We start from the raw sequence: 13,544 nt of genomic DNA, 5'->3' as shown, positions 1-13,544 counted from the left end.
TGGCCGCGTGGGACAGCCTCGACCACTCGGCCAGGAGCACGACGGCCTGCGTGGATGTACCGTCGCCGCATGACGGTGCTGCAGGAGTTTGTCGCCGCTCTTTCCAGCGGCCGGATCCAGGTTGTCGACCTCACCGCCCCGCTCTCGGACCAGACGCCGATCCTGGGTCTGCCCGAGCAGTTCGGCCAGACCTGGCCGTTCCAGCTCAGCGAGATCAGCAGGTACGACGACCGCGGTCCGGCCTGGTACTGGAACAACTTCTCCACAGGCGAGCACACCGGCACCCACTTCGACGCCCCGGTGCACTGGGTCACCGGCCAACAGGGCGCGGACGTCTCGCAGGTCCCGGTGAGCCAGTTGATCGCCCCGGCAGTGGTGATCGACCACTCCGCCGACGCCGCCGATAACCCCGACTTCCTGCTCGAAGTCGCGCACGTCAAGGCGTGGGAGGCGGAACACGGTGCCCTGCCCGCCGGTGGCTGGCTGCTCTACCGCACCGGTTGGGACGCGCACGGCGACGACCCGGAACGGTACGCGAACGCCGGGCGTACCCCGGGCATCTCCGTCGACTGTGCCCGCTGGCTGGCCGAGGAGTCGCCCATCCAGGGCGTCGGCGTGGAGACGGTCGGCACCGACGCGGGTGCCGCACACTCGTTCGACCCACCGTTCCCGTGCCACTCGTTCCTGCTCGGCAAGGACAAGTACGGCCTGACCCAGCTACGTAACCTGGCGCAGCTGCCGGCGACCGGCGCTGTGGTGATCGCCGGTCCACTGCCGATCGTCTCCGGGTCCGGCAGCCCGTGCCGCGTCCTCGCGCTCGTCGAACGGTAGGACCGGCAACCGATGCGGGTAGCCGAGGTGGTCGGCCGGGTCCTCTACGGACACGGCGCACGGTACGTCTTCGGGGTGGTCGGCAGCGGCAACTTCCATGTCACGAATGCCCTCGTGGCGGCCGGCGCCCGGTTCGTGGCGGCGGCCCACGAGGGCGGTGCGGCGAGCATGGCCGACGGGTACGCCCGCACCTCCGGGACGGTGGGCGTGCTCTCGGTGCACCAGGGGCCGGGCGTCACCAACGCGCTCACCGGCCTCGCCGAGGCCGCGAAGAGCCGCACACCGATTGTGGTCCTGGCCCCGGAGGCGACAGCGCCCCGGTCGAACTTCTTCATCGACCTGCCGGCACTCGCCGCCTCGGTCGGCGCCGACTTCCATCGGGTACGCGCGACGCACGCGGCGCAGGACGCGGGCGCGGCGTACCGGGCCGCCGCCCGGGGCGCGACTGTGGTGCTGGGCCTCCCGTTGGAGGTGCAGAGCGCCATGGCCGAACCGTGGTCCGGCCCGGTCCCGGCGGTCGAGTCGACACCGGTCACCGCCCCGCAGGTCGAGCCGCTGCTGGCAGCGCTGCAGGCAGCACGTCGACCGGTCTTCATCGCGGGTCGGGGCGCCCGGGCCGCACGGGAACCGCTGATCCGGCTCGCCGACGGGTGCGGCGCTCTGCTCGCGGTCTCGGCGGCGGCGAAGGGTCTGTTCGCCGGGAACCCGTGGAACCTCGACGTGGCCGGCGGCTTCGCCACCCCGCTGGCCGCCGAGCTGATCGGCGCGGCGGACCTTGTCGTCGCGTGGGGCAGCACGCTGAACATGTGGACCACCAGGCACGGCGAACTGATCCCGCCCTCCGCCGTCGTCGTCCAGGTGGACCACGACCCTGCGGCGTTCGGTGTGAACCGCCCTGTCGACCTGACAGTGGCCGGCGAGGTGACCGCTGTCGCCGAGGCGGTGCTCGGTCGGCTCGGGCAGGACGTCACGGGGTCCGTGGACGGCGGCTGGCGTACGCCGGAGTTGGCCCGACGGATCCGCGACCACGGCCGGTGGCGGACGGTTCCGTACCAGGATGAGGGCGGCGGCGCGCCGGCGACAATCGACCCGAGGACGCTCTCCGCCGCCCTGGACGACCTGCTGCCGCCCGACCGGACGGTGGTGGTCGACTCCGGCAACTTCATGGGCTACCCGTCGATGTGGCTCGACGTGCCGGACGTGGCCGGGTTCTGCTTCACCCAGGCGTTCCAGTCGGTCGGGTTGGGCCTGGCAAGTGCGCTCGGCGCGGCGGTCGCCCGGCCGGACAGGCTCACCGTCGCCGCGGTCGGTGACGGCGGGTTCCTCATGTCGGCTACCGAACTGGTCACCGCCGTCCGGCTGGCGCTACCTCTGCTCGTGGTGATCTACGACGACGCCGCGTACGGCGCCGAGGTGCACCATTTCGGCCCCGACGGGCATCCGCTGGAGACGGTCACCTTCCCCGAGACCGACCTGGCCGCTATCGCCAGTGGTTACGGCTGCGACGGGGTGACGGTCCGGACCGTCGACGATCTCGGGCCGGTACGGCAATGGCTCGCTGGTCGGCGTACCCGGCCGCTGGTGGTCGACGCCAAGGTCAGCGGCTCGCGCGGCTCGTGGTGGCTGGAGGAGGCGTTCCGGGGCCACTGAGTCACCGCCGTGCGAGGATCCGTCGATGATCTCCGAACCGTCGCACCGCGAGTCCCTGCCGACAGTCCGGAGGCCACTGCGGCGACCGCCCAGCATCGTCGCGAGCATGTCGCTGCTGGCGTTCTGGTGGGCGTACACGATCGCCGTGGACGTGGCGTTGCTCGCCCACGTCGGTGGCGCGGGAAACTGGCTAGCCCTGGCCGCCTGCACAGTGGCTGTCGCTGCCGTGCTCCGAGGGCTCTGGCGCGGCGGGCCGACCGCCTGGCGGGTGATGCACTGGTTCGCTGCGCCGGTCGCCGCCGCGCTCCTGCTGGGGATCGGCAACCTCCTGCGCGTCGGGCCGCTCTCCGGGGCGCTGCGCTCGGGTGAGCTCGACCCGGGCATCGCCGCGGCGATGGCGTGCGGTCTGCTGGCGCTGCTTGCCCTGCTGGCCGGCGGGCTACTGGTGCGTACCTCGTCGGCCCGGGCCTGGTGTGGCCGCTGAACGCTGCCTCCGGACAGCCCGGATCCAGCAGGCGTGGATGTCTTGCTCCAGCGCTCCGACGGCCGGGCTCCGCGCGCTAGGTCGACGGGGTGACCCGCCGCCTAGGTGCGGGGCTGGTCGGAGGACGGTCGGCGGGTCGGCGCTGGCCCGGCGACGCGGTGCTGCGGCGCGCGTCCAAGGCGAGCAGGGCGAGGGCGGCAAGCGTCAGCACCCCGGCGGCGAGTGCCAGCGGGCGTGCCCCCATGGTGGGCAGGAGGCCACCGCCGAGCAGCGATCCGCCGGCGATGCCGGCGTTGAAGGCGGTGCTGACGCCTGCCGACGCGATGTCGGTGCTGCCCGGAGCCAGCTGCAGCATGCGGCTCTGCACCGCGGAGGCGAACGCCGCGTAGGCGAGGCCGATCCCGGCGAGGAGCGCGACAGTGCCGGGCTGGAGCGTGCCGAGCGCGTACAGGCCGAACAGCGAGGCAGTGCCGATGCCCAGCGGCGTCAGCAGGGAGGTGATCGGCCGAGCATCCAGGGTGCGGGCCGCGACAAGGGTGCCGACGACGCCGGCCGCGCCGGAGACGAACAACAGCGGCGCCAGCACCGCGTCGGTGAAGCCGCTGACGTCGAGCAGGAACGGTGTGACGTAGGTCTGCAGGGTCATGAAGCCGCCGATGCCGAGGGCGGTCGCGATCAGCAACAGGGCGAAGCGCCGCCCGTGCGGTGCGGTGCCCTGCGCGGCGCCGCCAGCGGCCGGGGGATAGGAGGGAAGGAGGACGAACACCACGGCGGCGATCGCCAGACCGACCCCGGCCAGCACCGCGAACGCGACACGCCAACCGGCCTGCTGCCCGAGCCAGGTCCCGAGGGGTACGCCGAGGACCGGCGCGAGCGTCGCGCCGGTCGCGAACAGCGCCACCATTCGGCCGCGCACCGCGACCGGGAAGGGGCCGACCACGGTCGCCGTGGCGATGGACCAGAACACCGCCTGAGCGAGGGCCGTCACGACGCGGGAGCCGGCAAGCACCGTGTACGTCGGCGCGAGCGCGGCGGTGGCGTTCGCGGCGGCGAACAGGAGCATCGTGACGGCGAGCAGTTGACGCCGGGGGATCCGCTGGGTCAGTCGGGTCAGCGGTATTGACGACAGTACGACCACGACGGCGTACCCGCTGACCAGCAGACCGATCTGCGAGCGGGACCGGCCGAGGTCGGGTGCGATGTGCGTCAGCAGGCCGACGGGCAGCAGTTCGGTCGTGATGAACGCGAACGCGGCGAGGGAGAGCGCGACGAGCACAGCCCTCGCCCTTCGTAGCGACACCTCCGGCACCGTGGCCACCCCCGTTCGTCGTCACCGTAATGGAGGGCCCCGACGCCCCCTCCGTTCGGGGGCCTGCCTGGTGGTCATAGCAGCCGGCGGCGGGCCAGGAGCCGGAAGGCCAGGTAGCCCGGCGGCACCGGGAGCCAGAACGTCGCGAGGCAGACCAGGATCACGGGGGGCAGATGTCTCGGGCTGGTCGTACCGGGGGAGACGGCGATCCTGATCGGTGGTCTGGTGGCCCACGGTGGTGCGCTGCCGCTGTGGGCCGTGATCCCCATGATCGCCGGCGCGGGTGGGATGCGCTGGCCGGTCTTCCTCCGGGCGAACCTGGCCGGCGGGCTGGTGTGGGCGACAGCCGTGGCGACGCTGGGCTACCTGGGCGCCGCCTCCTACCGCTATCTGGAGCGGGAACTGGGCATCGGCGAGTGGGCCCTTCTGACCCTGATCGTCGCCGGCGTGGCGTTGCGGGCGTGGCTGCACGCCCGGCGCGGCCGATCTGGCTCGCCCTGACCGGCGGCCGGCTCGAACGCCACCGGTACGCCGGCACCATCACCCGTCAGCGGCCCTGCAGGCGCTTCACGTTGTCGCCGAAGGTCCACCCCTTCGACCCGTCCCAGTTCGCCGACCAGGTCATCAGGCCCTTGAGGCCGGGCACGGAGTTCCATGCCTGCGTGACCAAAGACGTCGACATGTAGCCGCCGCCCGCCCCGATCTGCGCGGGCAAACCCGGGACCTGCTTGTCGTACGGCACGCGGATGGTGGTGCCCTGGATGGTGAGGCCGTTGTTGAGGCACTGCGTCTGCACGGTGAAGCCCTGCACGGTGCCGGCCGGGTACGAGTCGCCGGCGCAGCCGTACATGCTGCCGTTGTAGTACTGCATGTTCAGCCACCAGAGGCGGCCGTTGTCCACGTACTTCTTGATGATCGGCAGGTACGAGCCCCAAATCGAGCCGTAGACCACGCTGCCGCCGGTGACGTAGGCCGTCTCCGGTGCCATGGTCAGGCCGAAGTTCGACGGCATCCGGGCCAACACGCCGTCGATGATCCGGATCAGGTTGGCCTGCGACGTCGACAGGGTGTTGATGTTGCCACTGCCGGTCAGGCCGGTCTCGATGTCGATGTCGATGCCGTCGAAGTGGTAGGCCGTCAGGATCGGCACGATCGTCGCGATGAACCGGTCGGCGACCGCGGTGGAGCTCAGGTCGATGCCCGCGGCGGCCCCGCCGATCGACATCAGGATGGTGGCGCCGGCGGCTTTGGCCTGGCACATCTCGGCCGGGGTGGCCACCTTCACGCCAGCGTCCATGCCGTTCTCCCAGAGGACCGTGCCATCCGAGCGGATCACCGGGAACGCCGCGTTGATCACGTTGTAGCCGTGCTGGTTCAGCCGGCTGTCGGTGATGGGGATCCAGCCGAGGCCGGGGTGGACGCCGTTGGAGGCGCCGTCCCAGTTCTCCCAGTAGCCCTGCAACACCTTGCCGGTGGGCCGTGACTTCACCGCGCAGGTCCCACCCGTGGGTGGCGGCGTGGTGGGGGGAGGCGTGGTCGGTGGCGGCGTGGTGGGCGGGGGAGTCGTCGGTGGCGCGGTCGTCGGTGGCGGCGTGGTGGGTGGCGGTGTGGTTCCCGAGCATGCGCCCAGGTCACGCCACAGCGACGGGGTCGCGGCGGGGTTCCAGCCGGCGCCGGGGTGCGCGGTGTGGGTGACAAGTGCCTGGTAGAGCCGGCCGCCGTAGGTGACCTGGGCGCCCGTCTGGTAGGTGTTGCCCTCGGCCCACGCCGGGGCGGTGCAGGCGACCATCGCGACGGCGTTGGCCGAGGACACGGCCGCCATGCTGCTGGGGACGAAGGCGACGGCGGCCGTGAGGGTCATCGCCGCCCCGGCTGCCACTGCGAAAATCCGACGGCTTCTCATGGCCAACTCCCCAGGCTTCGGCGTCCCGCGACCTCCATATATTGACGTTCGTGAAGGCTAATATCAAGGATTGTTTACAGAAGGCGGGAAGTTGGGGGAGTGCGGAGTGGCCGAGGTGGCTGGTGCCGAACCGGGCCAGAGCCCCTGACCCTGACCACTTCGGACCTCGCGGCAACGCTCCGGCCTCCGGCCTCCGGCCCGGCGGCTGGGCGGCACCTGCGCCACTCCCGTCGTGCTCGACGCCGGTTGCGGTAGACGGCGAAACGTCGGCATTGGCGCCTGGTGAACGACGGCTATCCCGGGCGGCGGTCCTGCGTCGATCATTGCTCGAATCGACGTGAGTCATTCTCACCTCCGGGTGGAACGCCCGGGCGCGGAGGGCGAGAGGTCGGCACCGGCAGCCGGGCGTGACGAACGGCCCGACTCCGCGTCCCCGGAGGACCCCATGCTCAGACCCGCCCTTCGTGCTCGGCTCGCGGCCCTCACCGCCGCCGTCCTGACCGCGAGCGTCCTGACGGTCGCCACCCCGCCGTCACCGGCGCTCGCCGCCAGCACCTTCACCCCCGACGACTACTGCCTCGGCCAGTGCGCCGACATCCTGCCGCCCGGGCAGAACGGTAACGCCACGCTTGTCGCCATCCTGGCCCACCAGGCGCTCGGCACCCGCCCGGCGCATTCCAGCGACCAGCTCGACGAGTACGCGAACCTCGTCTACAACTACGCCGGGCTCACCGACGAGCAGATCGCCCACTTCTTCAACGACGCCTCGTTCGGTGTCCCCGCCGCGCAGGTCGAGAGCACCGTCTCACCGCGGTCGGACGTCACGATCGTTCGAGACAAGGCCACAGGAGTTCCGCATGTCACCGGCACCACCCGCGCCGGCACCATGTTCGGCGCCGGCTACGCCGGGGCCCAGGACCGGCTGTGGGTGATGGACCTGCTGCGCCACGCCGGTCGCGGCACGCTCACCTCGTTCGCCGGCGGCGCGCCGGGCAACCGTGAGTTGGAGCAGAGCATCTGGGCCAACTCGCCCTACTCGGAGGCGGACCTCCAGGCGCAGGTGGACGCGCTGCGCCTCAAGGGCGCCAGGGGTCAGCAGCTCTACACCGACGTGGTCGACTACATCGCCGGCATCAACGCCTACATCGACAAGTCGATCGCCGACGACAACTACCCCGGCGAGTACGTGCTGACCGGGGCTGGCAAGCCGACGCACTTCACAATGACCGATCTGATCGCCACCGCCGGTGTCGTTGGTGGGCTCTTCGGCGGTGGCGGCGGCAGCGAGATCCAGTCCGCGCTGGTCCGCGTGGCCGCCCGGGCCAAGTACGGTGCCACCGAGGGCGACCGGGTCTGGCAGGGGTTCCGCTCGCAGAACGACCCGGAGACCGTGCTCACGCTGCACAACGGGCAGAGCTTCCCGTACGGCGCGACACCGCCGGGCGCGACAAGCGCGGTGCTCCCCGACGCCGGCACTGTCGTCGCCGAACCCCTCGCGTACGACGCCACCGGCGGGGCCGCCGCCCGCGCCGGTGCCAGCAAAGCCACAAACGAACTGCTCGGCGGCCTGTCCAACCTGCGCGCGCACGGCATGTCCAACGCGGTGGTGGTCTCCGGAAGTCACACCACCACCGGCAACCCCGTCGCCGTGTTCGGCCCGCAGACCGGCTACTTCGCCCCGCAGCTGCTCATGCTCCAGGAACTCCAGGGGCCGGGGATCAGCGCGCGCGGCGCCGCGTTCGCCGGACTGAACCTGTACGTGTTGCTCGGTCGTGGTCAGGACTACGCCTGGAGCGCCACCTCCGCGTCCCAGGACCTGACCGACACGTACGCCGTGCCGCTGTGCACCACCGACGGCAGCGCCGCGACGCTGCGCTCCAACCGCTACCTCTACCGCGGCCAGTGCCTCGCGATGGAGGTGCTGGAGAAGCGCAACTCCTGGTCGCCGACGCTTGCCGACTCCACACCGGCCGGCGCGTACACGCTGCGCGCCCTGCGCACCAAGTACGGACTGGTGGCCTACCGGGGCATGGTGGACGGGAAGCCGACGGCGTTCACCAAGCTGCGCTCGACCTACCGGCACGAGGCCGAGTCGGCGATCGGCTTCCAGGCGTACAACGACCCGTCGGCGATGGGCAGCGCTGCGGCGTTCCAGGCCTCCGCCGCCAACGTCGGGTACGCGTTCAACTGGTTCTACGTCAACTCGACCGAGGCGGCGTACTTCAACTCCGGCTCGAACCCGGTCCGCCCGTCCGGGCTCGACCCGAACCTTCCGGCGAAGGCCGAACCGGCGTACGAGTGGACAGGCTGGAACCCGGACACCAACGACGCCACCTACATCCCGACGTCGGCCCACCCGCAGTCGGTGAACCAGGACTACTACGTCAGCTGGAACAACAAGCAGGCGCGGGACTTCGGGGCGGCCGACGGCAACTTCAGCTTCGGCTCCGTACACCGGGGTCAGTTGCTCGACGGCCCGGTGCGCGCCGCGATCGCCCAACGCAAGCTCGGCCGCGCCGACGTCGTCAAGATCACGGCCGACGCGGCGGTGACCGACCTGCGCGGCCAGCAGGTTCTCGGGAACCTGCTGCGGGTGCTGGACAGCACGCCTGTCACCGATCCGGCGCTCGCCGACGCGATCGGCAAGCTGCGGGCGTGGCAGCAGGCCGGCGCGCGCCGGGTGGAGACGTCCGCCGGCTCGAAGGTCTACCAGCACGCCGACGCCATCCGGATCTTCGACGCCTGGTGGCCGCTGCTGGCCTCGGCGCAGTTCCGCCCCGGCCTCGGGCCGGACCTCTACGCCGCGCTCGTCGACGCCATCGAGATCAACGAGGCGCCGTCGGGCGGCCAGAACGGAGGCCGCGACGGCACAGTGAGCTGGGCGCCGCAGGGGCAGGCGCACAAGGGCTCGGCGTTCCAGTACGGCTGGTGGGGCTACGTCGACAAGGACGTGCGGACCGTGCTCGGCGACCCCGTCGCCGGCGGGCCGGGGCGCGCGTACTGCGGCAACGGCAACCTCGGCGCGTGCCGGCAGGTGCTGCTCGACACCCTCGGCAGCGCCGCGGCGGCGCCGGCCACGACTGTCTACCCGGGTGACTCGTCCTGCGGAGCCGGCGACCAGTGGTGCGCCGACTCCATCGCCCACTCCGGGCTCGGCGGCATCACCCACCCGGTGATCGCCTGGCAGAACCGTCCCACCTACCAGCAGGTCGTCTCGTTCCCGGCGCGGCGCGGCGACAACATCACCAACCTGGCGCAGGGACGGCCGGCCACCGCGTCGAGCACCCAGTTCCTGACCAGCAACACCCCGGCCAAGGCGGTCGACGGCAGCCTCGGCAGCCGGTGGGCCAGCAGTTACAACGACAACCAGTGGCTCCAGGTGGACCTCGGGGCGGCCCGGACGGTCAGCCGGGCCGTGCTGCGGTGGGAGGCCGCCTACGGCACCGCATATCGGATCGAGGTCTCCGGCGACGGCAGCTCCTGGACGCCGGTGTTCGCCACCACCACCGGCAACGGCGGCGTCGACAACGTCACCTTCGCCCCGGTCACCGCCCGCTACGTGCGGGTGTACGGGGTCAGCCGGGCCACCTCGTACGGGTTCTCGCTCTACGAATTCGAGCTCTACGGACGGTGATGACCTCTCCGAAGGGCCGGCGGCCAACCATCCGCCGGCCCTTCGGGCATCCGCGTCGATCGGCGGGCGGTGGGGCCGGCAGGTGCGGACAATGGTGCCTGTGGAACCCGCGTTCGTCCTGCACCACCACCGCAAGCCCCGCCCGCACTTCGACCTGCGGCTTGAGGAGGGCGGTGTGCTGCGCTCCTGGGCGGTGCCCCGCGGCCTGCCGGACAGCCCCGACGACAACCGGCTCGCGATCGCCGTGCCCGACCACCACCTCGATCACCTCACCTACGAGGACGCCGACAAGTCGATCGCCGACATCGGCACCTGGGAGGAGCACGACCGCACCGAGCGTCGAATGCTGTTCACGTTGAACGGCCGCACCGGTCGTCGGCGGTACGCGCTCATCCGCACCGGTGAGGGCTGGCTGCTCCACCTCACGAAAGAGCAGCCCTCGGACGAGCGCGGTTAGAAGGTCGGCCCGCACTCCGCAGGCCGGACTGCTGGCCCGGAGCGTTGGAGCATGGTGGGGAAACTGCTTGTCGCTGGCGTACTGCCTGCCTAGCCTGCTGGCTATGCGTGCCTTTCACCTTCAAGTCCTCCCGGTGCACCGGTGAGCGGTCGTCTACGCGAGATCGCCCGGCAGACGGTGGCGATCGCGGAGTCGGGGCGCTATCGCAATGACGCCGGGGACGAGGTCGTCCTCGGCGGGGCGGTACGTGCCGCGATCGCCGGCACCCGTCATCACCTACCGGACGATGTGCTCGCACTGGGAAACGCGGAGCCCGGTGCCGGCACGGTGGAGGTGACGTACGAGTCGACGTTGCAGGCGGCCCACCGGGTTGGGTCCGATGCGGCGTGTCTGGTGTTCGCGTCGGCGAAGAACCCGGGTGGCGGGTTCCTCGGCGGGGCGAAGGCGCAGGAGGAGAGTGTCGCCCGCGCGTCGGCGCTGTACCCGTGTCTCCTTGCCGCGCCGGACTTCTATGCCTTCCACCGCGGGCAACGGGATCTGCGGTACAGCGACCGGGTCATCTACTCGCCGGATGTGCCGGTGTTCCGGGACGACAAGGGCAACCTGCTCGACCAGCCGTACACGACGTCGTTTCTGACCGCTGCGGCGCCGAACCTCGGCGCGATCGTCCGCAACCAGCCCGAGCACACCGCGGACGTGCCGGCGGTGCTGGCCCGGCGTGCGCGGCGGGTGTTGGAGGTCGCGGCCGCGCACGGGCGCCGAACAGTCGTGTTGGGCGCATGGGGGTGCGGGGTTTTCCGCAACGATCCCGCGACGGTTGCCGACGCCTTCGCCGAGGCGCTCCACGTGGTCGACCGGTTCGACCACGTGGTGTTCGCGATCCGCGACGGCCTGCCGGGCACACCCGTGTATCACGCGTTCGTGCAACGCTTTACACCAACCGCGGTGGACGGGGCCGGTGGCCCAGGTCGATGGTGAGCGTCGCAGGCGCCCGCGGGACGAGCAGCTCAGCTACGCGTACGACCGGCGGACCGACCAGGGCGTCGGTCGACACGGTCGGGTTGTCGAGACTGTGGATGAGCGGAGGCCGGGTCGCTCGAAGCTGCCCGAATTCGGTGGTGCAGGTCGCGGCGGGCGTGCAAGGTAGGACTGCACCAGGCGGCGAACGCCCGCCACCACCATCAGAACGAGGAGTGCCAATGCGAGCAGCTTCCACGCTTCGGACCCTTTCCCGTCCTACCGTGGAGCTCTGCCTTGGCCTTGTTGAACCTCGGAATCGTCGCCCATGTTGACGCTGGAAAGACCAGCCTGACCGAGCGCCTGCTCTACGAGGCGGGCGCCGTGTCCCAGCTCGGCAGCGTCGACGCCGGCACGACGCGGACCGACTCGATGGAGCTGGAACGTCGGCGTGGCATCACCATCCGGGCGGCCGTCACGTCGATCACGATCGGTGACCTGCGCATCAACCTGCTGGACACCCCCGGCCACCCCGATTTCATCGCGGAGGTCGAGCGTTCGCTGGCAGTGCTGGACGCCGCCGTGCTCGTGGTGTCGAGTGTGGAGGGGGTCCAGCCACAGACCGTCGCCATCTGGCGGGCGCTGCGTCGTATCGGCGTGCCAACGGTGATCTTCCTCAACAAGGTGGACCGCCGGGGCGCCGACGTCGACCGGGTGATGGCCCAGGTGCGCCAGCGGCTCGGGGCGCGTCCGGTCCTGCTCACCACGGTCACCGGCCAGGGCAATCGCGAGGCCCGGGTGCGGGCCGTGAGCCTCGACGCCGAACCGGTCGTGGCGGAGGTGGCGGAGGCCGACGACGCGGTGGCGGCGCGGTGGCTGACCGATCAGCAGGTACGCGTCCGCGACGTCCGGCGGGCGCTTCGACGCGCGGTGGGCCGCGCCGAACTGATCCCGGCGGCGTGCGGCTCGGCGATCACCGGGGCCGGGGTACGCCAGCTGTGCGACATCCTGGCCGACCTGCTGCCGTACGGCGAGGCACCGGACGGCCCCCTGGCGGGCACGGTCTTCGCCGTCGACCGGGACGGGCACGGCAGGCGTGTCTGGCTGCGGCTGTGGTCCGGGCGTCTGCGCGTACGCGATCGGGTGCGGCTCGGCGAGAGCCGCCCGCAGCCGGTGACCCAGATCGCGGTCATCGAGCCCGAGGGTGCGCTGGTGCGCTCCTCGGTGTCCGCCGGTCAGATCGCTGCGGTGCGCGGCGTGTCGGCCCGGATCGGCCAGCACATCGGAGAGCCGCCGCGGCGGCACGGCTACCGGTTCCCTCCGCCGACCCGGCAGGCGGTCGTCGAGCCGGTGGAGCCGGAGCAGCGCCTGGCGATGTTCGCCGGGCTGGCCGAACTGGCCGACGAGGACCCGCTGGTGGACCTGCGCCTCGACGAGCAGCAGGCGGAGGCGGTGGTCCGCCTGCACGGCGAGGTCCAGAAGGAGGTGCTGGCCGCCCTCATGGAGGACCGGTACGGCGTCCGGGTTCGGTTCTCCGGCACGCTGACCGCCTGCATCGAACGGGTCGTCGGCGCAGGCGCCGCCGAGGAGCGGGTGCAGGAACGCGGCAACCCTTACCTGGCCGGGTTGGGTTTGCGCATCGAGGCCGCCCCGGTCGGGCACGGCGTCGAGTTCCGCCCCGGTGTAGAGCCCGGGCGGTTGCCTCCGGCGTTCGTCGCCGCCACGGAGGAGGGCGTGCGGGCCGCGCTGCGGCAGGGTCGGTACGGCTGGCCGGTCACCGACTGCGCGGTCACGATGACGGCCTCCCGGTACTGGCCCCGACAGAGCAGGCCGCACCAGAAGTTCGACAAGTCGATCTCGACAGTGGCGGCGGACTTCCGCAATCTCGCCCCGGTGGTGGTCGCCGCGGCGCTGCGCCAGGCCGGTACCCGGGTGTGCCAGCCGATCGAACGGTTCGACGTCAACCTTCCCCAGTTCGCGGTGGAAAGGGTGCTGGCGCTGCTCGGCCGGCTCGGAGCGGTCGTCCACGAGACCGCCGTCACCGGCGGTTACCTGGAGGTGAGTGGCACGCTGCCGTCCGCACGGGTTCCGGGGGTCGTCGCCGCTCTTCCCGACCTCACCGGCGGCGAGGCGGTCCTGACCACCACCTTCGACCACTACGCGCCCGTCACCGGTGAGGAACCGCCGACGCTGCCCCGGCGCGGACCCGACCCGGACGACCGGGAGGCGTGGTTCCGGGCTGTACCGAGATAGACGTGTGCGTGCAGCCGGGGGGTGATCACACAACTACTTCTCCGGGCCGTGCAACTCCTGGGGTGG

General features: G+C 71.5%; 10 protein-coding genes. 8 read left to right on the top strand and 2 right to left on the bottom strand.

All coding sequences use genetic code 11. The features are described 5' to 3' along the window. The first annotated feature begins 69 nt into the window (after positions 1-69). From F4558_RS13370 to F4558_RS13360, 3 genes are read left to right on the top strand one after another with little or no spacing between them, the layout of a single operon-like run. Positions 70-831 (top strand): cyclase family protein, encoded by a 762-nt coding sequence (locus tag F4558_RS13370; RefSeq protein WP_053661003.1) that lies wholly within the window; start codon positions 70-72, stop codon positions 829-831. Positions 832-843: 12 nt separating this feature from the next. Next, positions 844-2,481 carry a thiamine pyrophosphate-binding protein gene (locus F4558_RS13365; RefSeq protein ID WP_167944362.1) on the top strand — a complete coding sequence of 546 codons (1,638 nt, stop codon included), beginning with the start codon at positions 844-846 and terminating at the stop codon, positions 2,479-2,481. Between the two features lie 25 nt (positions 2,482-2,506). After that, positions 2,507-2,965 (top strand): hypothetical protein, encoded by a 459-nt coding sequence (locus tag F4558_RS13360; RefSeq protein WP_167944360.1) that lies wholly within the window; start codon positions 2,507-2,509, stop codon positions 2,963-2,965. 76 nt (positions 2,966-3,041) lie between these two features. On the opposite strand, the gene F4558_RS13355 is transcribed toward F4558_RS13360, so the two are convergent. Then, positions 3,042-4,265, bottom strand: a complete 1,224-nt coding sequence (locus F4558_RS13355) for an MFS transporter (protein ID WP_312877328.1) — start codon at positions 4,263-4,265, stop codon at positions 3,042-3,044. Positions 4,266-4,499: 234 nt separating this feature from the next. On the opposite strand from F4558_RS13355, the gene F4558_RS13350 reads away from it, so the two are divergent. Beyond that, complete coding sequence (locus F4558_RS13350; RefSeq protein ID WP_167944358.1) at positions 4,500-4,775, top strand: DedA family protein; 276 nt, start codon at positions 4,500-4,502, stop codon at positions 4,773-4,775. Between the two features lie 46 nt (positions 4,776-4,821). Here F4558_RS13350 and F4558_RS13345 read toward each other — a convergent pair whose 3' ends face one another. Continuing rightward, positions 4,822-6,177: a carbohydrate-binding protein gene (locus F4558_RS13345; RefSeq protein WP_167944356.1), complete on the bottom strand. Its 1,356-nt coding sequence runs from the start codon at positions 6,175-6,177 to the stop codon at positions 4,822-4,824. A 445-nt stretch (positions 6,178-6,622) separates the two neighbouring features. Here F4558_RS13345 and F4558_RS13340 point away from each other — a divergent pair, with 445 nt between their 5' ends. The 4 genes from F4558_RS13340 (at position 6,623) to F4558_RS13325 (ending at position 13,478) form a co-directional block, all read left to right on the top strand. Then, positions 6,623-9,811: a penicillin acylase family protein gene (locus F4558_RS13340; RefSeq protein WP_167944354.1), complete on the top strand. Its 3,189-nt coding sequence runs from the start codon at positions 6,623-6,625 to the stop codon at positions 9,809-9,811. Positions 9,812-9,902: 91 nt separating this feature from the next. After that, positions 9,903-10,268 carry a DNA polymerase ligase N-terminal domain-containing protein gene (locus F4558_RS13335; protein WP_167944352.1) on the top strand — a complete coding sequence of 122 codons (366 nt, stop codon included), beginning with the start codon at positions 9,903-9,905 and terminating at the stop codon, positions 10,266-10,268. 141 nt (positions 10,269-10,409) lie between these two features. After that, positions 10,410-11,246 carry a TIGR02452 family protein gene (locus F4558_RS13330; protein WP_167944350.1) on the top strand — a complete coding sequence of 279 codons (837 nt, stop codon included), beginning with the start codon at positions 10,410-10,412 and terminating at the stop codon, positions 11,244-11,246. Positions 11,247-11,522: 276 nt separating this feature from the next. Further along, complete coding sequence (locus tag F4558_RS13325; RefSeq protein ID WP_167944348.1) at positions 11,523-13,478, top strand: elongation factor G; 1,956 nt, start codon at positions 11,523-11,525, stop codon at positions 13,476-13,478. Positions 13,479-13,544 lie beyond the last annotated feature (66 nt).

The organism is Micromonospora profundi, assembly GCF_011927785.1.
Taxonomy (GTDB): Bacteria; Actinomycetota; Actinomycetes; order Mycobacteriales; family Micromonosporaceae; genus Micromonospora; species Micromonospora profundi.
This window is presented reverse-complemented; position numbering and strand designations above follow the sequence as displayed.